The following is a 22,273-nucleotide window of genomic DNA, read 5'->3' on the forward strand; positions in this document are numbered from 1 at the left end:
ATGCCCTACAAGATTTCCCGCGCCGCCTATGCCGGCATGTTCGGCCCGACCACCGGCGACAAGGTCCGGCTTGCCGATACCGAACTCTTCATCGAGATCGAGAAGGATTTCACCACCTATGGCGAAGAGGTGAAGTTCGGCGGCGGCAAGGTCATTCGCGACGGCATGGGGCAGAGCCAGGCAACGCGCGCGCAGGGCGCGGTCGATACCGTCATCACCAATGTCGTGATCATCGACCATACCGGTATCGTCAAGGCTGATATCGGGCTCAAGAACGGCCGCATCCACGCCATCGGCAAGGCCGGCAATCCGGATACGCAGCCTGGTGTCAACATCATCGTCGGCCCGTCGACCGAGGCGATTGCCGGCGAGGGAAAGATCATCACGGCCGGCGGCATGGACGCGCATATTCATTACATCTGCCCGCAGCAGATCGAGGAAGCGCTGATGTCCGGCATCACCTGCATGCTCGGCGGCGGCTCTGGCCCGGCGCACGGCACGCTCGCCACCACCTGCACCGGCGCCTGGCATATCGAGCGGATGATCGAGAGCTTCGACGGCTTCCCGATGAATCTGGCGCTGGCGGGCAAGGGCAATGCCTCGCTGCCGGCCGCACTTGAGGAAATGGTGCTCGCCGGCGCGTCGTCGCTGAAGCTGCACGAGGACTGGGGTACGACGCCGGCCGCGATCGATTGCTGCCTCTCGGTTGCCGACGAATACGATATCCAGGTGATGATCCACACCGACACGCTGAACGAAAGCGGCTTCGTCGAGGATACGATTGGGGCGCTCAAGGGCCGCACCATCCACGCCTTCCACACGGAAGGGGCGGGCGGCGGCCACGCGCCCGATATCATCAAGATCTGCGGTCAGTCGAACGTCATCCCGTCGTCGACCAACCCGACGCGGCCCTACACGGTCAACACGATTTCCGAGCATCTCGACATGCTGATGGTCTGCCACCACCTGTCGCCGTCGATTCCCGAGGATATCGCGTTCGCCGAAAGTCGCATCCGCAAGGAAACGATCGCGGCCGAAGACATCCTCCACGATATCGGCGCCTTCTCGATCATCTCGTCCGACAGCCAGGCCATGGGCCGCGTCGGCGAAGTCGCGATCCGCACCTGGCAGACGGCCGACAAGATGAAGCGCCAGCGCGGTCCGCTGAAGGAGGAGACGGGGGATAATGACAACTTCCGCGTCCGCCGCTATATCGCCAAGTACACGATCAACCCGGCGATTGCTCAAGGGGTTAGCCACGAGATCGGCTCGATCGAAGTCGGCAAGCGCGCCGACCTCGTGCTCTGGAACCCGGCCTTCTTCGGCGTGAAGCCGGAGATGGTGCTGCTCGCCGGCTCGATCGCGGCAGCCCCCATGGGCGATCCGAACGCCTCGATCCCGACGCCGCAGCCGATGCACTATCGCCCAATGTTCGCCGCCTATGGCAAGCTGCGCACCAACTCGTCGGTCACCTTCGTCAGCCAGGCGTCGCTCGATGCCGGCCTGAAGGGCCGCCTCGGCGTCGCCAAGGACCTCGTCGCCATCAAGAACACGCGCGGCGGCATCTCCAAGGCGTCGATGATCCACAACAGCCTGACGCCGCATATCGAGGTCGATCCAGAGACCTACGAGGTGCGCGCCGACGGCGAGCTGCTCACCTGCGAACCGGCGACCTCGCTGCCGATGGCGCAGCGTTACTTCATGTACTGATCAGCTTTAATGGCCGGCGCTTCAGTGCCGGCCAACTTCTGACTACACGTTTAGCAATGCATTCTTAAAGTTGTGTCGTGATTGCGTGTTGTTCCACCATGGGGCGTTGCGTCCGAAATGGGACGCGACGGCCGACGAAATCCTGAAAAGTGTGATTTATCAATTCATTAGATGCGCAGCCGCACGGACATTTCCAGAGCCATTTTCGTCGCGTTTCGATCCATTGTGCAGCGCACGAACAATTTACAAAACTCGCTAAAATCCTAGTGATTCCCTTAAGACCCCGGCAGCGGTTCGTGTCTCATCAATAGACTTGGCGCGGGGCTAGAAGGTCGATTCGGATGCACATTTTACTCGAGGCGGAGCTCGGCGATTTCAGGAATCGCCTGACGATTTATACCTATGCGCTGAAGATGAGTTTCGCCGCGGTGATGCTCTCCTCGCTTGTCATCGCGGTGCTGCTGTTGCCGCTCGATTGGGCTGGCATGCTGCCGGTTTCGCTGGAGCATGCGGTGATCTATGGCGTGGCGTTATCCTGGGTGATCGGCGGGATTGTATCGGGAGCGCTGGCCTTGGTCGCAGGCTATGCGATGCATCAGCTCAGCGTCTCGCGCGCCGAGTTCGAACAGCTGAGCCGCACCGACATGCTGTCCGGCCTGTTGAACCGGCGGGCGTTCACCGAGGCGCTCGATGATGTCGATGAGCCTGCCTGTCTCGCGATCTTCGATGTGGACCGGTTCAAGGCTGTCAACGATCGCTATGGGCATGCCTGCGGCGATGCTGTCATCGTTGCCGTCGCGGCGGAGCTGTCTGCGGCCTTCAGCGAAGAATCGACCGTCGCGCGGCTTGGTGGCGAGGAGTTCGGGGTTGTCGTTATCGCGCCGCTCAAGGAGGAGCGGGTGGCGCAGATCCGGGCGGCCTGCAACCGGCTTGCCGAACGGACGATCGCGCTCGATGGCTGCAGCTTCAATGTCACGATGTCGGCCGGCATCGCGGAGCTCTTCGATGGGCGAAGCAGGCAGGCCGCCTACACCGCCGCCGACAAGGCGCTCTATCTGGCGAAGACGCTCGGCCGCAATCGGGTCGTCCACGAGGATGAGGGCCTGCAACGCCGCATGCGGCTCAGCCAGGATGAAACCAATGTCGACGGCAGGTCGTCCGCTATTCACTAAAGCGTTGCAACGACACGCGTATAGTGCGCAATACGGCGTTTTGACCCTTGCGCGGTTCCAGCCGATTTTGCATGCTCCTCGCCTGAACCGGAATGGACACATCATGCAGTACATCACCTCCTATCTGCCGGCCGGCACGCCGTCTTCCCACCCCACCCACAAGGTCGTGCTGCCGCATGATCTGAGGCACCTCAGGCGCAAGCTGCTGCATCTCGACAATGGCGAGATGGTCATGCTCGACCTCAAGGAGCCGGTGCTGTTCGCCAATGGCGACATGCTGGTTCTCGGCGATGGCGAGCTGGTGGAGATCGTTGCGGCCGACGAGAAGCTTTTCGAGATCAAGGCCCGCGATCGCCTGCATCTGATCGAGCTCGCCTGGCATCTGGGCAACCGGCATCTGGGTGCGCAGATCGAGGAAGAGCGTATCCTGATCCTGCGCGACCATGTCATTCGCGCCATGCTTGAGGGGCTGGGCGCGACGGTGTCAGATGTCACCGAGCCGTTCCAGCCGGCTCGTGGTGCCTATCATTCCCATGGCAGCCATTCGCATGGCCATGGACACGATCATGGCCACGGACACGACCATGGACATGATCATGGGCACAACCATTCGCACGACTGAGCCATGACCGAGAACGGTGATCTTCAGGCGCTGCTGCGGTTGATGGCATGGCTTTCGCCGGCCTTTCCGGTGGGCTCGTTTGCCTATTCGGGCGGGCTGGAGCGGGCGGTGCATGATGGGCTCGTGCACGATGCCGCCTCGCTCAGTGATTGGCTGGGCGCCATGATGGATCATGGCGCCGTCTGGAACGACGTCGTGCTGCTCGCCGAGAGCAACAGGGTGCATGGCGACGCCTCGGCGCTGTCTGAGGTGGCCGAGCTTGCCGAGGCATTGGCGGGATCGCGCGAACGGCACCAGGAGACGATGCTGCTCGGCGACGCGTTCCTGTCGGCGGCCGGCGCATGGCCTGATGAGGTGTTCACACGGCTGCCGAAACATGTGGCTTATCCTGTTGCCGTCGGCGCCGTGTCCGGTGCGCATGGGATCGGCGCTGAAAAGGCGGTCGCCGCCTTTCTGCATGCTTATGTCTCGCAGGCCGTCTCCGCCGGTATCCGGCTCGGCGTTGCCGGCCAGAAGGATGGCGTTGCGATCATGGCGGCGCGGGAAGGGGATATCGCTCTGCTTGGGCGGCGGGCGGCGGGCTCGACGCTCGATGAACTGGGCTCGGCAACGGTGCAGGCCGATATCGTCTCGCTACGGCACGAGACGCAATCGACGCGGCTTTTTCGATCGTGACAACGGCGCTTGTCGCTAACGATCTGCGCCATTTGCCGGTGGCCGCCTTGCGGTTGACGCGCTATGATTATTCTCGATTGGAGTGCACGATATGAAATCAGGAAACGGACCTCTGCGGGTCGGCATCGGTGGACCGGTCGGCTCGGGCAAGACGGCGCTGACGGAAAAGCTCTGCAAGGCGATGCGCGACCAATATTCGGTCGCCGTCGTCACCAATGACATCTACACGACCGAGGATGCCGAGGCACTGATGCGCATGCAGGCGCTGCCGTCGGAGCGCATTGTCGGCGTGGAAACGGGCGGCTGCCCGCACACCGCCATTCGTGAAGACGCCACGATCAACCTGCAGGCCATTGCCGGCCTCAACGAGCGCATTCCCGATCTCGACGTGGTCTTCATCGAATCGGGCGGCGACAATCTGGCGGCGACTTTCTCGCCCGATCTTGCCGACATCACCATCTATGTGATCTCGGTCTGCCAGGGCGAGGAAATCCCGCGCAAGGGCGGGCCCGGGATCACCAAGTCGGACCTTCTCGTCATCAACAAGAAGGATCTCGCGCCCTATGTCGGCGCCGATCTCGACGTGATGGATCGCGACGCGACGCGCATGCGCGCCACACGCCCCTTCGTGTTCTCAGACATGAAGCGCGGCGACGGCATCGGCGCCATCGTCGATTTCCTCAAGGTGCATGGCGGCTTGTAATCGCCGGGATCGTCTTCAAGACGTTGAGATTGCTGATCTCGATCGAGCGGCCGCTGACGGTAACGCCGGCGGCGCGCAGCGACGAGAAGGCGCGGGAGAGCGCCTCGGGCGCCAGTCCGAGCTTGCGCGCCAGGAGGCTCTTCTGGAAGGGGAGCCGCATCTTCGCCTCGAGACCTTCCTGTTTGCAATGGGTGAGCAGATAGGTCGCGACGCGCTGGGGTGCGGTCTGCATGCGGTCGCTTGCCAGGCAATCGATCGTCGATAGCAGGTGCTGCGAGAGGCTGCGCATGATGGCGATGCCGATATGCGGCCGGTGTTCGACCAGAGCCCGGACCTGTTCGAGGTTGAAGCGCGCCAAGATCGAGTGCTCCATGGCCTGGGCGCCATAGCGATAATCGCCGCCATCCGTGACCAGGCATTCGGCGAAGCTGTCGCCGGGCTCGCAAATGCGGATGTCGCCTTCCTGATTGTCGCCGCCAAGCCGGTAGAGCCGGGCAAAGCCCGTCAGCACGCAGTAGAAATACTCACCGCGCTCGCCCTGATGGAACAGGATGTCATGCATCTGGTAGCGCACGATGGTCGCGCAGGCGAGAAGCGCGTTGCGCTCATCCCGGTTGAGGCCGGAAAGAAGAATGGTTTCGCCAAGCATGGCCTTGTGGACATTGCTCAGTTTCAAGCCCGTCGTCATCTCTTTCTCCACATTCGTCGGTCGCAGGCCGCGCCTGCCATTCGGCTAAAATAGCCGAATGGCCATGGGGAAAGTTGATCTGCATCAAGTGGGCGCAAGAAACAAGAAAGCCGGGGCGACCCCGGCTTTCCCTATGATCCGATTATTCCGCCGCGAAGGGCGGCAGGCGGACGACGTTGCCGCCGGTTTTGCCCTTCTTGTCGTCGGGTTTCTCGATCGCGGTGACGCGGCCGTCGAGGTTAGTGACGGCGGTCGTGAGTTCCTCGGGCGAGAGCGGCAGCTGCTCTTCGTCCTTCTTGCCGACAAGGCGGCCGAACAGCCAACCGAGCAGGCGGGAAAGGTCGTCCATGATCAGGAAGAAGGAGGGGACGACTACGAGCGAGAGCACCGTCGATACTATGATACCGCCGATCACGGCGATTGCCATCGGCGAGCGGAACGAGCCGCCTTCGCCGACACCGAGCGCCGAGGGAAGCATGCCCGCCGACATGGCGATCGAGGTCATGATGATCGGGCGCGCGCGCTTGCGGCCGGCTTCCACCATGGCTTCGACACGCTCCATCCCGTGCCGCTTCATCTCGATCGCGAAATCGACGAGCAGGATGGCGTTCTTGGTGACGATACCCATCAGCATCAGGATGCCGATCAGAACAGGCATGGAGAGCGCGTTTTGGGTGACGATCAGCGCCAGTGCCACGCCGCCGATCGCAAGCGGCAGCGAGAACAGGATGGTGAAGGGTTGGATCACGTCCTTGAAGAGCAGGATCAGCACGACCAGAACCAGCATCAGGCCCATCAGCATGGCATTGCCGAAGCTCTGGACCATTTCGCCCTGAACCTTGGCGTCACCGCTTTCGGCCAGATGCACGCTCTTCGGCAGCTGCGTCTCAGAGACGATGCGCTTGAACTCGGCGGTCGAGGTATCGAGCGCCGTGCCGAAGGGCACGTCGGAGCCGATGGCGACGACGCGGTTACGGTTGTTGCGCTTGATCGAGCTCGGGCCTTCCGAATAGTCGACATCGGCGACGCTGTAGAGCGGTACGCTGGCGCCGCTCGCGGTCTTGATCTTGATGGCGCGGATGGCGGCCAGATCGCGGCGGACATCGAGCGATGCCTGCACGCGGATCGGGATCTGCCGGTCGTCGAGCGAGATCTTGGCGAGGTTGGCGTCGATATCGCCGATGGTGGCGACGCGGATCGTCTCGGAGATCTGCTGCGGCGTGATGCCGAGGCGGGAGGCTTCGGCCATGCGCGGGCGGATCTGCAGTTCCGGCCGGGGCAGGGCGCCCTCGGAGGAGACGTTGGCCAGGATCGGCGACGCGCGCAGCTTCGATTCCAGCAGACTGACGGCCTCGTTAAGATCGTCCTCGTTGGAGGAGAGGAAGTTGAAGGTGAGGTCGCGCTCGGCGCGGTCGTTGACCTTGGAGATGCGCACGTCAGGAATACCGCGGACAGCGGCGAAGATATCCTTCTCGACATCCCACTGCGGACGCGTGCGCCCGTGTTCTTCCATCTTCGGGATCAGGTTGCCGATAACAGGCAGCCCGCCGAGACCCTTGTTGACGAGGGTCTTCAGCAGCGAATGGTCGATATTGCCGAGGATGACGCGGACGGTTGCGCGGCGCAGCTCGAGATCGCCCTTCGGCGATGCGCCGCCGAGAACGAAGACGCTTTCCACGCCGTCGATCCCACGCACGGCGTCGTAGACCTTGGTCGATGCGGCAGCCGTATCCTCAAGCGTTGCGTTCGGCGGGAGTTCGACGGAGAGCACGACGCGCGAGGAATCGTCCGGCGGCATGAAACTGCCGGGCACGCGGCTGAGCAACATCATCGAGCCGATCAGGAAGGCGATGGCGCAGAGCAGTGTCGTATAGCGCCAGTACCATTTGCGCGTGGTGCCGGTCACCAGGCGCGTATAGCCGCGCATGATCGTGCCGTCATTGTCGTGATGGTCTTCCATGCCGTCTTCGGCACGCATCAGATAGGCGGCCATCAAGGGTGTGATGAGGCGCGCCACGACGAGCGAGAAGAAGACGGAGAAGGCGACCGTCAGGCCGAACTGGATGAAGTACTGGCCAGCGATGCCTGGCATGAACGACACCGGCACGAAGACGGCGATGATGGTGAAGCTGGTGGCGATAACGGCGAGGCCAATTTCGTCTGCCGCTTCCAGCGCTGCCCTGTAGGGCGTCTTGCCCATCTTGATATGGCGGGCGATGTTCTCGATCTCGACGATCGCGTCGTCGACGAGAATACCGGTTGCGAGCGTCAGCGCCAGGAAGCTCACGAGGTTCAGCGAGAACCCCATGATATCCATGATCCAGAAGGTCGGGATGGCAGACAAGGGCAGCGCCACGGCTGCGATCAGCGTCGCGCGCCAGTTGCGCAGGAACAGGAAGACGACGATGACGGCGAGGATCGAGCCTTCGATCAGCGTGTGAAGGGCTGCCTCGTAGTTGCCGTAGGTGAAGTAGACGCTGTCATCCACCATCTCGATCTTGACGTTCGGATTGGCCTTGCGGATTTCCGTCAGGCTTTCCGACACAGTCTCGGCCACCGAGACTTCGCTGGCGCCCTTGGCGCGGAACACGGCGAAGGTGACCGACGGCGTGCCGTTGAAGCGCGAGAAGGACTTCTGCTCCTCATAGGTGTCGTCGATCGTGCCGAGCTCGGAGAGCTTCACGAAGCGACCGTTCGGCAGGCTGATCGTGGTCGTGTTGAGCTGCGAGACGTCGCGCGTATCGCCGAGCGTGCGGATGGTCTGTTCGTTGCCGGCAACCTGGCCACGGCCGGAGCCGAGGTTGACGTTGGTGCCGCGCAGTTGCTGGTTCACGTCGGCGGCGGTGATGCCGTAGGCGTCGAGCTTGCCGGGATCGAGCGAGACACGCACTTCGCGGTCGGCGCCGCCGTAGCGGTCGATACGGCCGATGCCGGGCTGGCCCTGAAGGGCGCGCTTGACGGTGTCGTCGACGAACCAGGACAGCTCCTCAAGCGTCATGTTGGGGGAGGAGACGGCAAAGGTCTGGATCGCCTGTCCTTCGACATCGACCTTGCTGACGATCGGTTCCTCGATGCCAGCAGGCAGGTCGCTGCGGATCTTGTCGACGGCGTCCTTGGTGTCCTGGACGGCTTCGGCGGTCGGCTTCTCGATGCGGAAGACGACGACCGTCTGCGACAGGCCGTCGGTGACCGTCGACTGGATTTCATCGATGCCGCTGATGGAGGCGACCGCGTCCTCGACCTCCTTTGTCACCTGCATTTCGAGCTCGGCCGGCGAGGCGCCGCTCTGCGTGACGCTGATGGAGACGACGGGAACGTCGATATTCGGGAAGCGGGTGATCGGCAGCTTGTAGAAGGCCTGGATGCCCACGAACACCAGCAGCGCGAAGGCGAGCAGCGGCGCAATCGGATTTCGGATCGACCATGCGGAGAAATTCATGGATTGGCCTCGGTCAGTTCGATTGTGCCGATACGGCTTCGGTGACAGGGGTGATCTTGTCGCCATCGCGAACGAAGGCGCCGGCCTTGGCGACGACGGTGTCGCCTTCCTTCAGGCCTTCCGAGATCTCGACGAAGCCACCATCCTGGATACCTGTCGTCACCTTCACCTGCTTGACGACGCCGCCCTCGACCTTGCGGGCGGTGGAGCCGTTACGACCTGACGTGACGGCCGACAGGGGAAGGGCGATGTCGTTCTTTTCGGCGACGATGATGTCGGCGCTGGCATACATGCCGGAGCGGGCAGCACTCTCGTCGTCGATATAGATGTGCACGAGGCCGAGGCGGGTGGACTGGTCGACGGTAGGCGAGACGATCCGGACCTTGCCTTCGATCTTCGTGCGGTTGCCCGACAGCGTCACGATGGCGCGCTGGCCGACCTTGATCTTCTGGATATCGGTTTCCGACAGCTCGGCGACGAGCTCGATGGCGCTATCCTTGATGACAGTGAACATCGGCTCGCCGGTGCCGGCGGCAATCGCGCCGATGCGGGCGTTCTTGGCCGAAATCACGCCTGAGACAGGCGTCTTCACGTCCGTGCGCGCCAGCTTCAGGTCGGCATCGGCGATCTGGCTGTCGATCACCTTCAGGTCGGCGATTGCAACCTCGATTGCCTGTTCCGCCGAGGAGACGCGCGCATTGGCGGTCGCCGCGGTCGCGTCGGCCTGCTCGACCTGGGCGGTGGACACGGTGCCCTTCTTGCCCATCTCGTCGGCGCGCGACTGCTGCAGGCGGGCCTGCTCGGCATTGGCCTTGGCCTCGACCAGCTGGGCGCGGAGCTGGGCGAGACTTGCCTCGCCCTTGGCCTTGGTCGCCAGCATCTGCGCCTTCTGCAGCACCAGCGCATCATCGTTCAGCGTCGCAATCGTGCTGTCGGCCGTAACCTTGTCGCCGACATCGACGTTGAGCGCGCGGATGGAGAGACCCTCGACCTGTGGCTGGATATAGACTTCCTCGATCGGGCGGATCGTGCCGGTGCCGATGACGCGATCGACCAGCGCGCGCTTGGCGGCGGTCGTGACCACGATCACGGGCAGGTTCTGCTGTGCCTTTGGCGGCTGGTTTTCCTCAGCGAACGCGACCGATGCGGCAAAGGCAGCCGCGATCAGGGTGGAGGCGCGTAGAGTTTTAGGCGTCATGCGTACCATGCGTCTTTGTCCAGTCTTTGAAAAAGGTTGGCCAAACTCGCGCCTTATCCTCAGCTCGCGAAGGCCTTCTCCCGTAAGTGCAAGCTCAGAAATATTCCCGCATCATTGCCGTATCTTACTTCGTAAGATGACCCTCGTCCGGCAAATCCGACATGTACGTGGTATCGTTTTGCCCCACGCACAAGCCCGGCAGAAAATAATTCCTCGCGGCGCACATTAGTAATCTCGACGGCCGAGATCAATCACCATTCCGTGATGCCGGCATTCGGTTTGTTGATCCGCAATTCCGTCATTCCTATGACGCGCCAGCCGACGCTGATCCGACAACGCCAAGAATTTTTTATGACTTAAATGAGAAACGCGCGGTGCCAGCCCGCGCGTTTCTTGTTTATTCGATACGACTTGGTCGCCGCCCGTTACTTGGCGGCCGCGTCGGTGATGTCGTGCGTCCAGGCGCCCGTCGGTTCCTTGCTGATGATCTTCTGGTCCAGCAGAGCCTTGGCGGTGCGGTCGTAGAGCGTGGTGTCGAGTTTGCCGGTGCCGTCGCCGATCAGCTTGGCCACTTCGCTCATCATCCGCTTCTGGTGGTTTTCGTCCTGACCGCCGGCATCGACGACGATGCCTGCCGCATCATCGGGGTTCTCGACGGCGTATTTCCAGCCCTTCATCGAAGCCTTGACGAACTTGGCCATCTTTTCCTTGAAGGCCGGGTCTTTCAGCTTTTCCTCGTTGGCGTAGAGGCCGTCCTCGAGCAGGTCGTTGCCCATGGCGGTGTAGTTGAAGACCGTCAGTTCCTCAGGCTTGAAGCCGGCATCGATCGCCTGCCAGTATTCGTTATAGGTCATGACGGAGATGCAATCGGCCTGCTTCTGCAGGAGCGGCTGAACGTCGAAGCTCTGCTTGAGAACGGTCACACCGTCCTTGCCGCCATCGGTCTTCAGGCCGATCTTGTTCATCCAGGCGAAGAACGGATACTCGTTACCGAAGAACCAGACGCCGAGCGTGTGGCCCTTGAAGTCGGCTTCGGTCTTGATCGGGCCGTCCTTGCGGCAGATGAGTTCCATGCCCGACTTCTGGAAAGGTTGGGCGATGTTGACGAGCGGAACGCCCTTTTCGCGGGCAACCAGCGCGCCGCCCATCCAGTCGACGATCACGTCGGCGCCGCCGCCGGCGATCACCTGCTCGGGCGCGATATCAGGACCGCCGGGCTTGATGTCGACGTCGAGGCCTTCTTCCTCGTAGTAGCCCTTCTCCTTGGCGACGTAGTAGCCGGCGAACTGCGACTGGGTGACCCACTTCAGCTGAAGCGTCACCTTGTCGGCGGCGATCGCGTGACTTGCCGCCATCGCCATCGCGCTCGCCATCATTGCAAGAACCAGTTTTTTCATTTTCTTGTTCCCTTTTTCTTTCTTTACGCCCGACCCCAGTGTCGGGAATAAGCGACGCCTAGCCACCACGGATAGACGGATGCCAGAACGTCACCGCCCGCTCAGCGAGGGCGACGACGCCATAAAAGATCGAGCCTGCCAGCGCCGCGACGGCGATTTCGGCCCAGACCATGTCGACATTCATGCGGCCGATCTCGGTGGAGATGCGGAAGCCCATGCCGACGATCGGCGTACCGAAGAACTCCGCGACGATGGCACCGATCAGCGCCAGCGTCGAGTTGATCTTCAATGCATTGAAAATGAAAGGCATGGCCGCCGGAAGACGGAGCTTGAGCAGCGTCTGCCAGTAGCTGGAGGCGTAGGTCTGCATCAGGTCGCGCTCCATCGGACCGGATGCGGCAAGGCCGGCGACGGTGTTCACCAGCATCGGGAAGAAGGTCATGATGACGACGACGGCGGCCTTGGACTGCCAATCGAAGCCGAACCACATGACCATGATCGGGGCGACGCCGATCATCGGCAGCGCCGAGACCATGTTGCCGATCGGCAGCAGGCCACGGCGCAGGAAGGCGACGCGATCGGCGAGGATGGCGACGACGAAGCCGGCGCCGCAGCCGATGACATATCCCGCAAGCACGGCCTTGAAGATCGTCTGCCTGACGTCATCGCCGAGGATCGGGAGCGATCCGACGATGCGGGCGGCAATGGCGCTCGGCGGCGGCAGGAGCACGAAGGGGATGCCGGCGCCGCGCGTGGCGGTTTCCCAGAGGATGAGGATCCATGCGCCGAAGATGGCGGGCACGAGCAGCCGCAGCGCCGTGTCGTCGGCGCGCGAGGTGGTCCTGATCTCGACGATCTCGCTGACGGTGCGCCAGGCGAGCAGCCAGCAGGCCGCCATCAGCAGGAAGAACGGTTTTGCCGCGTAGCCTTCGTTGCCACCAAGGCTCGACAGCAGCAGCCATGCGCCGCCATGGGCGCCGATGAAGAGCACCGTCGCGCGGCTGGTCTTCGATTGCGGCAGCAGGGAGATGAGGCCGGATGCCGCGATCAGGATGAAGGTGATCGCCGTCATGCCTGTCGATGGTGGCTTGCCTGATGCGGCGGAGAACAGCGGCAGCGTTGCCGCGGCCGCGATGGTGAGGAGGAGGGCGACGATTGCCTGCCAGGACGCGTTCTTCATGCCGACCTCCCGCCCATGGCGCGATCGACGATCTTCGCGGCAATGCTGACGACCATGATCAGGAGCGCTGCCAGCAGCGAGCCGGCGATCAGCGCTGCCCAGATGTCGATGGTCTGGCTGTAATAGGAGCCGGCAAGCAGCTTGGAGCCGATACCGGCCACCGCTCCCGTCGGCAACTCGCCGACGATGGCACCGACGAGGCTGGCGGCGATCGCCACCTTCATGGACGTGAAGAGATAGGGCACGGAGGCGGGCACGCGCAGTTTCCAGAAGGTCTGGGCGGGCGAGGAATTATAGGTGCGCATCAGGTCGAGCAGCATGACCTCAGGCGAGCGCAGGCCCTTCACCATGCCGACGGTGACGGGGAAGAAGGAAAGATAGGTCGAGATCAGCGCCTTGGGGATGAGGCCGGTGATGTTGATGGCGCCCAAGACGACGATCACCATCGGTGCGATCGCCAGGATCGGGATGGTCTGCGAGGTGATGATCCACGGCATCAGGCTGCGATCCAGCGCCTTGATATGGACGATGCCGACGGCGATCAGGATGCCGAGCAGCGTGCCGAGGGTAAAGCCGAGCACGGTGGAGGAGAGGGTGACGCCCGAGTGATAGACGAGGCTGCGGTTGCTGGTGAGCTTGCGCAGAAAGGTGTTCTCGAAGACGTTCTGCGCCACCTGGTGCGGGGCGGGCAGGAGGGGTTTGGGCTGCGAGAGGGTCTTCTCGATGAACTCCATCGTGGTCGGGGTCTGGCCGGCGCGGGTGTCCATGTCGCGCTGGAAGGAGGCGTTCATCAGGATGGCCGCGACGTACCAGATGGCGACGAGGGCTGCCAGGATTGATGTGACGGGGATGATCTTGTCCTTGAGGGTGTCGGGGGTCATGCGGCTTGCCTCGCGTTGGCGAGGGTGTGCCGTGCGTTACCCCCCTCTGTCCTGCCGGACATCTCCCCCACAAGGGGGGAGATCGACTCGTGGCTTGCTCCCTGCCAAACAGTGAGCGCGGGGCGAGCGGTTACGCCCAGCCAATCTCCCCCCTTGTGGGGGAGATGCCCGGCAAGGCAGAGGGGGGCAGCCACGGAATGCAAGCCTCTAGTGCTCATAACTATGCCCCGCTCTCAGCCCATCCCGCACGCGGTGGGCGATTTCGAGGAACTCCGGGGTCTCGCGGATATCCAGCGGCCGTTCGCGGGGCAGCGGCGAGTCGATGATGTCGGTGACGCGGCCGGGGCGGGGGGACATGACGACGATCTTGGTCGAGAGGTAGACCGCCTCGGGGATCGAGTGGGTGACGAAGCAGATGGTCTTGTTGGTGCGCGCCCAGAGCTTCAGCAGTTCCTCGTTCAGGTGGTCGCGGACGATCTCGTCCAGCGCGCCGAAGGGCTCGTCCATCAGAAGCAGATCGGCGTCGAAGGCCAGCGCGCGGGCGATCGAGGCGCGCTGCTGCATGCCGCCGGAGAGTTGCCAGGGGAACTTCTTCTCGAAGCCGGTCAGGCCGACGAGATCGAGCGCCTCGGCGATGCGCTTCTGCCTCTCTTCGGCCGGGTAGTTCATGATCTCCAGCGGCAGCGCGATGTTCTTGTCGATGGCGCGCCAGGGGTAAAGTGCCGGCGCCTGGAAGACATAGCCGTAGGCGCGGGCCTTGCGGGCTTCCTCCGGCGTCATGCCGTTGACTGTGATATCGCCCGAGGTCTTCTTCTCGAGATCGGCGATGACGCGCAGGAAGGTGGTCTTGCCGCAGCCGGATGGGCCGATGAAGGAGACGAAGTCGCCCTTGCGGACATCGAGGTTGACGTTGCTCAGCGCATGCACCGGCGCGTCATTGGCCTGGTAGGTGAGACACAGATCCTTGGCGGATACGACGGAGGCAGCTTGCGTCAATGCGGATCGATCCTGTTTTCCCCGCGCGGCGGCGGTTTGCGTGATATCATGGGCGGCGGTTTGGGCCGCGCCGGCAAGCTTTGAGGAGGACGACGATGGATGCGACATCAAAACCGACCTGCCATATCGTGCGCCCCGACCATTCCTACGACGGAAAGCAGGGGCTGAGCTATTTCCAGGGCATTGCCGCCGAAACGGTCGGCGCCAAGGGCATCTGCATGCATCTTCTGACCATCCCGCCCGGCGTGCGCGCCAAGGCGCACCTGCACGAGGCGCACGAGACGGCGATCTACATGCTGTCGGGCGAGGCGCACACCTGGTATGGCGACGATCTCGAGCACCACGTCGTGGTGCATGCCGGCGAGCTGTTCTACATTCCCGCCGGAGTGCCGCATCTGCCGGCCAATCTCAGCAGCACGCCCTGCACGGCGATCATCGCGCGCACCGACCCCAACGAGCAGGAGAGCGTCGTGCTGTTGCCGGAGCTGGATGGGAACGTGCCGGTGTGATGTCATTTGCATAGTGGCAGCGGCCCCCACTTTATGCCGGCATCCGAGGTGAAGCCGATCGTGTATCCCTTCGGACCATAGGTGATTTTTGCCGTGTCCTCGCTTGCCGCCTCTTCGCCTTCGGCCTCGCAGGAGACCTTGGCGGTGAAGTTCTTGCCCTCGGTCTTCAGCAGCTTCTCGATGGTGCAGGCCGAGGCCGCCGTCGTGATGGCTTCCGATGTCAGCAGGAAGAAGTTTTCCGATCCGGTGGATTCGCCCGACTTGGCGTAGGCGCATCCATCCTTGTTGCCGTAGCTGCCCTTGATCGGCAATGTGTCGGCGCTTGCCGCCGACGTCAGCGCGGCAAGCGAAACGAGGGTAAGAACCAGCCTGCCGCGCGCCATCGATCACACCCCGCTTGCCGGAATGCCTGTCCGTTCCACCTTGCGCGGCGCGGTGATTTCCTTCCAGGTCGAGAGCGCCTTCGAGACGGCGGTCACCGGCTCGCGCTTGACGAACTCGCCGTGGCCCTCGCGGGTCTTCATAGTCTCTTCCTCGACGACGACAACGCCGCGGCTCAGCGTGTAGCGCGGCAGGCCGGTCACCTGCTTGCCCTCGAAGACGTTGTAGTCGATCGCTGACTGCTGAGTCTTGGCCGAAATCGTCTTGGAGCGCTTCGGGTCCCAAACCACGAGGTCGGCATCGGCGCCGACGAGGATGGCGCCCTTGCGGGGGTAGATGTTGAGGATCTTGGCGATGTTCGTCGAGGTGACGGCGACGAATTCGTTCATCGTCAGACGGCCGGTGTTGACGCCGTAGGTCCAGAGCATCGGCATGCGGTCCTGCAGGCCGCCGGTACCGTTCGGGATCTTGGTGAAATCACCGACGCCGTAGCGTTTCTGGTCTGTCGTAAATGCGCAGTGATCGGTGGCGACGACCTGCAGCGAGCCGGAGGCAAGGCCGGCCCAAAGTGAGTCCTGGTGCTGCTTGTTGCGGAAGGGCGGCGACATGACGCGGCGGGCGGCGTGGTCCCAGTCCTTGTCGAAATATTCGGTCTCGTCGAGCGTCAGATGCTGGATCAGCGGCTCGCCATAGGCGCGGATGCCCTTCTGGCGTGCGCGGCGGATGGCTTCGTGCGCCTGTTCGCAGGAGGTGTGGACGATATAGACGGGGCAGCCGGCCATGTCGGCGATCATGATGGCGCGGTTTGTGGCCTCGCCCTCGACTTCGGCGGGTCGGGAATAGGCGTGCGCCTCGGGGCCGTTATTGCCTTCGGCGAGCAGCTTCGCCGACATGGAGGCGACGACGTCGCCGTTTTCGGCATGGACGAGCGGCAGCGCGCCAAGCTCGGCGCAGCGCTGGAAGGAGGCGAACATCTCGTCGTCGTTCACCATCAGCGAGCCCTTGTAGGCCATGAAGTGCTTGAAGGTGTTGATACCCTTTTCCTGAACGATCGTCTTCATCTCGTTGAAGACCTGCTCGCTCCACCAGGTGATCGCCATGTGGAAGGAGTAGTCGCAATTGGCGCGGGTGGACTTGTTGTCCCACATCGTTAGCGCTTCGAGCAGCGACTGGCCGGGGGCGGGGAGCGCGAAGTCGACGACCATCGTCGTGCCGCCGGCAAGTGCTGCGCGCGTGCCGCTGTCGAAATCGTCGGAGGAATAGGTGCCCATGAAGGGCATTTCGAGATGGGTGTGCGGGTCGATGCCGCCGGGCATGATGTAGCAGCCGGTGGCGTCAAGTATATCTGCTCCGGAGAGGTTGGGCCCGATCTCGACGATCTTGCCGCCATCGACCTTCACATCCGCCTTGTAGGTCAGGTCGGCGGTGACGATGGTGCCGTTCTTGATGACTGTGCTCATTGGTCGGGTTCCCTGTTTTTATGATACGGGGCACCGTTCACGGTGCCGTCGCGCCGTGTCCAGCAGTCTAATGAATATGAAATACGCCTTCCGGAAAACGCTTGTCGAAGGCTGGTTCAGGTCTCGACGAGATCGAGGCTGCGCTCCATGCGCAAAACGCGCTCGTCGAGGCGGTCAAGCCGTGTCGAAATGGTCGCGTATTGATGTTCGAGGCTGCCGAGGCGCTGCTTGATGACCAGTATGTCGTCGGAAAGTCGTTCGACCGTGCCACGGATGGCACGCAAGTGCTCAAGGATGAGGTTGTCAGACGACATGCACCAGCCTCCGTTGGCGGGAACTCACCCCTGGAATATAGGCGCAATTGGATCACGCCACAATCTCCGCCGTCTCCACCACCGCGTGGAACAAAACGTCCGCGCCGGCTGATGCCCATTCCTTGGATATCTCCTCGGCCTCGTTGTGGCTGAGGCCGCCGACGCAGGGGCACATGACCATGGTTGCTGGCGCCACCTTGGCGGCCCAGCAGGCGTCGTGGCCGGCGCCGGAGATGATGTTCATGTGGCTGTAGCCGAGCCGGTCGGCGGCGTTGCGGACGGCGTCCACCAGCTTCGGGTCGAAGGTGACGGGGTCGAAATGGCCGACGGCCTCGACCGAGCAGCCGACGCCGAGGGCCTCGCAAATCTTGGCGGCCTCGGCCTCGATCTTTGCGCGCATGCGGTCGAGCTTGGTCTGGTCGGGAGTGCGGATGTCGACGGTGAAGACGACCTTGCCTGGCAGGACGTTGCGGGAGTTGGGAGAGAAGAAGACCTGGCCGACGCCGCCGACGGCGCCCGGCTGTTCACCCATCGCCACACCCTGCACCATTTCCATGATGCGCGACATGGCAAGGCCTGCATTGACGCGCAGGTTCATCGGGGTGGAGCCGGTGTGGGCTTCCCGGCCTGTCAGCGTGAATTCCAGCCACCAGAGGCCCTGGCAGTGGGTGACGACGCCGATCTGCTTGTTTTCGGCTTCGAGGATCGGTCCCTGCTCGATGTGATATTCGAAATAGGCGTGCATCTTGCGAGCGCCGACCTCTTCCTCGCCGAGCCAGCCGATGCGCTTCAGCTCGTCGCCATAGGTCTTTCCATCAGGGTCCTTGCGGGAATAGGCGTAGTCGATGTCGTGGACGCCGGCGAAGACGCCGGAGGCGAGCATGGCGGGGGCGAAGCGGGCGCCTTCCTCGTTGGCCCAGTTGGTGACGACGATGGGGTGCTTGGTCTTTATGCCCATATCGTTCATCGTGCGCACGACCTCGAGCGCGGCCAAGACGCCGAGCACGCCGTCATACTTGCCGCCGGTCGGCTGCGTATCCAGATGCGAGCCGACATAGACGGGAAGCGCATCGGGATCGGTGCCGGGGCGGGTCGCAAACATCGTGCCCATCTTGTCGACGCCCATGGTCATGCCGGCGGCGTCGCACCATGTCTTGAAGAGGCCGCGGCCCTCGGCATCGGCGTCGCTCAGCGTCTGGCGGTTGTTGCCGCCCGCAATCCCCGGGCCGATCTTCGCCATGTCCATGAGACTGTCCCAGAGACGGTCCGCGTTGACGCGCATGTTCTCGCCTGGTGCTGCCACCATATCCGTATTCCTCACCAGTTTTTATGCGGCGCATGCGTCAGCATGTCCGCTTGTTCCCGTGGTCAGTTTCAGCGCCTTGTTTGTTTTATTGGCGTCTGAAAATCGTCAGTTGCCTTTGATTTGCTTCTGACGGATAATTTGACCGACTGGTAAACATTACAACTTCCGGCGTCGGGCTCAAGGCGAAAATCAGGAAAAATACAGACAAAATTCAGGGCATATGCCCGGTTTTTCGGCAGCGGATCGCCGGTGTTTAAAGTTGACTGAAATAGTTGAATTTGAAAGAGAAAAATTAGCGACATGGCGATACCGAGAGCTGCGAAAACACAGCGGCGCACCCGCATCCAGGAGGAGAAAGAAGAACAGATCCTGGAAGCGGCGCTCGATGTGTTTTCGGTGAGCGGTTTTCGGGGGTCGACGATCGATCAGATCGCCGAGGTGGCGGGAATGTCGAAGCCCAATCTGCTCTATTATTTCCGCACCAAGGAAGCGATGCACCGGGCGCTGATCGATCGCGTGCTGTTCACCTGGCTCGAACCGCTGCGCGCCTTCAACGCGCAAGGCAATCCCGAGAGCGAGATTCGCGGCTATATCCGCCGCAAGCTTGAGATGGCGCGGGATTTTCCGCGCGAGAGCCGGCTGTTCGCCAATGAGGTGCTGCAGGGCGCGCCGCATATCGAGGACGAGTTGAAGGGGCCGCTGAAGGAACTCGTCGACGAGAAGGCCGCTGTCATTCGTAGCTGGACCAAGGCCGGCAAGATCGTCAAGTGCGATCCCTACCACCTGATCTTCTCCATCTGGTCGACGACGCAGCACTACGCCGACTTCGACGTGCAGGTGCGCGCCGTGCTCGGGCAGGGGCAATCCGGCGAGGGGCGGTTCGAGGACGCGGCGCGTTTTCTCGAACAGCTCTTCGTGGATGGTCTCAGCGTGCGGACAAACCAGCCGGCGTCATGACTTGACGATCGGCGAGATGCGCGACAGGGCGCTTGCGACACTCTCGATCGTGTAAGGCTTCTGCAGCAGGTTGGCACCGAGGGCGCCATAGGCCTGCGATACCCCTTCGCCATAACCTGTCGCCAGGATCAGCGGCACGCCCTTTGCCGCCAGCCTTTCGGCCACGGCGATGCTCGTTTCCTCACCGAGATGGACGTCCAGAACGGCCAGGTCGAATTTGCGGTTTTCTATGACCGCCAAGGCGTTCGAGACATTCGGCGCAAGCGATACGCTATGGGCGCCGAGCTGCAGGAAGATGTCCTCGCCATCCATGGCGATGATCAGATTGTCCTCGACAAGCAGGATGTCGAGCCCGTCGAGCGGCCGGTCCTTGATCGTCTCCAGAATGGCCTTGGCCGATTGAAGCGATTGCTCCGGCAGAAGCGACACGGCGCCATCGGCGAAGGTCGCGAACTTCTCGGGGATCAGGAAATGCGCCTCGAGGCCTTCAGGCTCATAGCGCACATCCGCCTGACCGCCGAGCTCATAAGGGATCGAGCGGCGGATGATCGTGGTGCCGAAGCCCTGGCGGGTCGGCTGCTTGACGGGCGGGCCGTCGCTTTCGCGCCAGTGGATGACGAGATTGCCGGCATCGTCCTTGTGCCAATCGACCCCGACGGTGCCGCTGTCGCAGAGGCTGCCGTATTTGGCGCTGTTGGTGACCAGTTCGTGGAAGACCAGCGCCGAGATCGAAAAGGCTTGCGGCGCGAGCAGCACTTCCGGCCCGTTCATGATGATGCGCGCGGCATTCGGGCCGAGATAGGCGGCGGCTTCGGCCTGCAGCAGCGCGCGCAGCGGCGCCGGCGCCCAGTGGTCGCGGGTGATCTGGTCGTGCGCGCGCGACAGCGCCTGCACGCGGCCTTCGAGATGGCCGATGAACTCGTCGGTGCTGTCGGTCGTGCCGCGTGACTGGCGGATCAGGCCGCTGATGAGGCTCAATATGTTGCGCACGCGGTGGTTCAGCTCGGCGATCAGCAGTTCCTGCCGTTCGTTGGCCTGCTGGCGCACGGCGTTCGCTTCATCCGTCAGCCGCAGCACGACCTCGATCAGCGTGACGCGAATGGTTTCGGCAACGCGGCGTTCGGCGGCGGAGAAGGGCTGCGAGTGCTGGCGCACCAGCTCGGACCAGGTCTCGAAGCTCTTGCGCGGCGTCAGGCGCGGGCCGTTCGGGCCGTATTCGACGGGCTTGTGCGGATCGCCCGCCCAGCGCACGGAGCGCACGATCTCCTGGCGGAAGAGAACCACGTAGTCGCGCGGCGAGCGCGAGATCGGGATGGCGATCAGTCCGGCCACGATTTCGCCGGACATTGTTCCCGGCCAGGTCTCGGCGATGCTGTCGGTCGAAAACACGCGGCCGGCCGAGTTGCGGTTGAGCACGCGGACGAGCTCGCCGAATTCGGCCTGCGACGGGGTGATGCCGTTCAGCGCCGAGCGGCCGTTGATCCAGACGCCGATGCCATCGGCCGGGATCGCGTCGGCCAGCGCATCGATCAGCCAGGAGGGATCGTCGAGCAGGCTGGCATTGTCGGCGACAGAGGTCAGCAGCCGGTCGGCGATCTGGCGGGCCTTGGTTTCGAACTCGAGCGCAAGCCGCCGCTCGCGGCTCTCCAGCCGTGATGCGAACATCTGTCCGAACAGTTCCGACGTCGTGCGGCGCTCGAAGGAGGGGAGGCGGGCGGAATAGTGGTGGCAGGCAAACAGGCCCCAGAGCTTGCCATCAACGACGATCGAGATCGACAGCGAGGCGCCGACGCCCATGTTCTTCAGATACTCGATGTGGATCGGCGATACCGAGCGCAGGATCGACATGGACAGATCGAGCGAGCGCCCATGCGCATCGATGTCAGGCACCAGGGGCACGTTGACGGCGTCGATGTCGGCGATGATGCGGAAGAGATTGCGGGTATAGAGCGCCCGCGCCTGCACGGGAATGTCGGAGGCCGGGTAATGCAAGCCGAGGAACGAGCCGATGCCGGCACGCGCGGCTTCCGCCACCACTTCGCCGGCACCGCTTTCGTCGAAGCGGTAGACCATGACGCGGTCGAAGCCGGTCAGCGCGCGGGCCTGGCGGGCGCCTTCGCGGAAGAAGGCTTCCAATGTTTCGGCCTGGTCGAGGCGGCCCATCATGCTGCGGATCGACACAGGCGAGCCGCCTTGCGCGCCTTCCTGCGAGGGTTCGGCCTCGATCACCACCTGCTCGTCGCTCATGTGGATGGCGATATCGAAGAGCGGGCCGCCTTCGGAAAGCTCGATGCCGAAGAGGCGTTCCACCACGTCGGGGCCGCGCATGATGCTCAGCCGGTTGCGCAGCGTGTGCATGGTCTTGCCGCTGATGACGCGCGAGACAGGCTGGCCGATGATCTCATCGCAGGCGATGCCGACGAACTGTTCGAGATTGGCGGAGGCCCGCGCCACCATCCAGTCGGATGACACGACCAGCAGGAAACCGAAAGGCTGGATGGCGCCGAGGCGATGGATGGGTTCGCGGTCGCAATTGGTGAGGTCGACCTTGCCGAAATTCTCGCTCGAATTCTCGTTCATGACGGGCCATGCTCCCGATCATGCGGGGCAGCGTCTGCCATCGGGCGAACTGGAAAAACGTCTGCCGCTGCGTGGCAATCGCTGGTGTGGGCGCGAAGCGCGCTG

General features: G+C 63.0%; 19 protein-coding genes. 7 read left to right on the forward strand and 12 right to left on the reverse strand.

Annotated features, from left to right (window positions below; all coding sequences use genetic code 11):
• From ureC to ureG, 5 genes are all read left to right on the forward strand, one after another.
• The gene (ureC, locus tag ACIQUB_RS00700) at positions 1 to 1,710 is read left to right on the forward strand and encodes an urease subunit alpha (protein ID WP_018897105.1); all 1,710 of its coding nucleotides are present in this window, start codon (positions 1 to 3) and stop codon (positions 1,708 to 1,710) included.
• A gap of 341 nt (positions 1,711 to 2,051) precedes the next feature.
• Entirely contained in the window at positions 2,052 to 2,882 is an 831-nt protein-coding gene (locus ACIQUB_RS00705; protein WP_113235292.1) for a GGDEF domain-containing protein, read from the forward strand.
• Between the two features lie 103 nt (positions 2,883 to 2,985).
• Entirely contained in the window at positions 2,986 to 3,504 is a 519-nt protein-coding gene (ureE, locus tag ACIQUB_RS00710; protein WP_113235293.1) for an urease accessory protein UreE, read from the forward strand.
• 3 nt (positions 3,505 to 3,507) lie between these two features.
• Positions 3,508 to 4,179: an urease accessory protein UreF gene (locus ACIQUB_RS00715; RefSeq protein ID WP_402928289.1), complete on the forward strand. Its 672-nt coding sequence runs from the start codon at positions 3,508 to 3,510 to the stop codon at positions 4,177 to 4,179.
• 91 nt (positions 4,180 to 4,270) lie between these two features.
• Positions 4,271 to 4,882 (forward strand): urease accessory protein UreG, encoded by a 612-nt coding sequence (gene ureG / locus ACIQUB_RS00720; protein ID WP_018897109.1) that lies wholly within the window; start codon positions 4,271 to 4,273, stop codon positions 4,880 to 4,882.
• On the opposite strand, the gene ACIQUB_RS00725 is transcribed toward ureG, so the two are convergent.
• The 7 genes from ACIQUB_RS00725 to ACIQUB_RS00755 form a co-directional block, all read right to left on the reverse strand.
• Positions 4,860 to 5,570: a Crp/Fnr family transcriptional regulator gene (locus ACIQUB_RS00725; protein WP_113235295.1), complete on the reverse strand. Its 711-nt coding sequence runs from the start codon at positions 5,568 to 5,570 to the stop codon at positions 4,860 to 4,862. The genes ureG and ACIQUB_RS00725 overlap by 23 nt on opposite strands.
• A gap of 142 nt (positions 5,571 to 5,712) precedes the next feature.
• Complete coding sequence (locus ACIQUB_RS00730) at positions 5,713 to 9,009, reverse strand: efflux RND transporter permease subunit (RefSeq protein WP_113235296.1); 3,297 nt, start codon at positions 9,007 to 9,009, stop codon at positions 5,713 to 5,715.
• 13 nt (positions 9,010 to 9,022) lie between these two features.
• Positions 9,023 to 10,216 carry an efflux RND transporter periplasmic adaptor subunit gene (locus tag ACIQUB_RS00735; RefSeq protein WP_113235297.1) on the reverse strand — a complete coding sequence of 398 codons (1,194 nt, stop codon included), beginning with the start codon at positions 10,214 to 10,216 and terminating at the stop codon, positions 9,023 to 9,025.
• Between the two features lie 416 nt (positions 10,217 to 10,632).
• The gene (locus tag ACIQUB_RS00740) at positions 10,633 to 11,604 is read right to left on the reverse strand and encodes an ABC transporter substrate-binding protein (RefSeq protein ID WP_113235298.1); all 972 of its coding nucleotides are present in this window, start codon (positions 11,602 to 11,604) and stop codon (positions 10,633 to 10,635) included.
• Positions 11,605 to 11,662: 58 nt separating this feature from the next.
• On the reverse strand, positions 11,663 to 12,784 hold the full coding sequence (locus ACIQUB_RS00745) for an ABC transporter permease (RefSeq protein WP_113235299.1): 1,122 nt from the start codon (positions 12,782 to 12,784) through the stop codon (positions 11,663 to 11,665).
• On the reverse strand, positions 12,781 to 13,665 hold the full coding sequence (locus ACIQUB_RS00750) for an ABC transporter permease (protein ID WP_113235300.1): 885 nt from the start codon (positions 13,663 to 13,665) through the stop codon (positions 12,781 to 12,783). The genes ACIQUB_RS00745 and ACIQUB_RS00750 overlap by 4 nt, the downstream gene beginning before the upstream one ends.
• 207 nt (positions 13,666 to 13,872) lie before the next feature.
• A complete protein-coding gene (locus tag ACIQUB_RS00755) occupies positions 13,873 to 14,661 on the reverse strand; it encodes an ABC transporter ATP-binding protein (RefSeq protein ID WP_113235313.1) in 789 nt (262 codons plus the stop codon).
• 95 nt (positions 14,662 to 14,756) lie between these two features.
• Between ACIQUB_RS00755 and ACIQUB_RS00760 the strand changes: the two genes are divergently transcribed.
• Positions 14,757 to 15,170 carry a cupin domain-containing protein gene (locus tag ACIQUB_RS00760; RefSeq protein ID WP_037186067.1) on the forward strand — a complete coding sequence of 138 codons (414 nt, stop codon included), beginning with the start codon at positions 14,757 to 14,759 and terminating at the stop codon, positions 15,168 to 15,170.
• Between the two features lie 2 nt (positions 15,171 to 15,172).
• On the opposite strand, the gene ACIQUB_RS00765 is transcribed toward ACIQUB_RS00760, so the two are convergent.
• From ACIQUB_RS00765 to ACIQUB_RS00780, 4 genes are all read right to left on the reverse strand, one after another.
• Entirely contained in the window at positions 15,173 to 15,553 is a 381-nt protein-coding gene (locus ACIQUB_RS00765) for a hypothetical protein (RefSeq protein WP_113235301.1), read from the reverse strand.
• Between the two features lie 3 nt (positions 15,554 to 15,556).
• On the reverse strand, positions 15,557 to 17,011 hold the full coding sequence (hydA, locus tag ACIQUB_RS00770; RefSeq protein ID WP_113235302.1) for a dihydropyrimidinase: 1,455 nt from the start codon (positions 17,009 to 17,011) through the stop codon (positions 15,557 to 15,559).
• Between the two features lie 116 nt (positions 17,012 to 17,127).
• The gene (locus ACIQUB_RS00775; protein ID WP_113235303.1) at positions 17,128 to 17,325 is read right to left on the reverse strand and encodes a hypothetical protein; all 198 of its coding nucleotides are present in this window, start codon (positions 17,323 to 17,325) and stop codon (positions 17,128 to 17,130) included.
• A gap of 52 nt (positions 17,326 to 17,377) precedes the next feature.
• Positions 17,378 to 18,631: a Zn-dependent hydrolase gene (locus ACIQUB_RS00780; RefSeq protein WP_113235304.1), complete on the reverse strand. Its 1,254-nt coding sequence runs from the start codon at positions 18,629 to 18,631 to the stop codon at positions 17,378 to 17,380.
• 300 nt (positions 18,632 to 18,931) lie between these two features.
• Here ACIQUB_RS00780 and ACIQUB_RS00785 point away from each other — a divergent pair, with 300 nt between their 5' ends.
• Positions 18,932 to 19,588, forward strand: coding sequence for a TetR/AcrR family transcriptional regulator (locus ACIQUB_RS00785; RefSeq protein ID WP_113235305.1), 657 nt, complete (start codon positions 18,932 to 18,934; stop codon positions 19,586 to 19,588).
• Here the strand turns inward: ACIQUB_RS00785 and ACIQUB_RS00790 are convergent.
• A complete protein-coding gene (locus tag ACIQUB_RS00790) occupies positions 19,583 to 22,168 on the reverse strand; it encodes an HWE histidine kinase domain-containing protein (RefSeq protein ID WP_113235306.1) in 2,586 nt (861 codons plus the stop codon). The genes ACIQUB_RS00785 and ACIQUB_RS00790 overlap by 6 nt on opposite strands.
• Between the last annotated feature and the right edge of the window lie 105 nt (positions 22,169 to 22,273).

It is taken from the genome of Rhizobium sp. NPDC090275 (assembly GCF_044772225.1).
Lineage (GTDB): Bacteria > Pseudomonadota > Alphaproteobacteria > Rhizobiales > Rhizobiaceae > Rhizobium.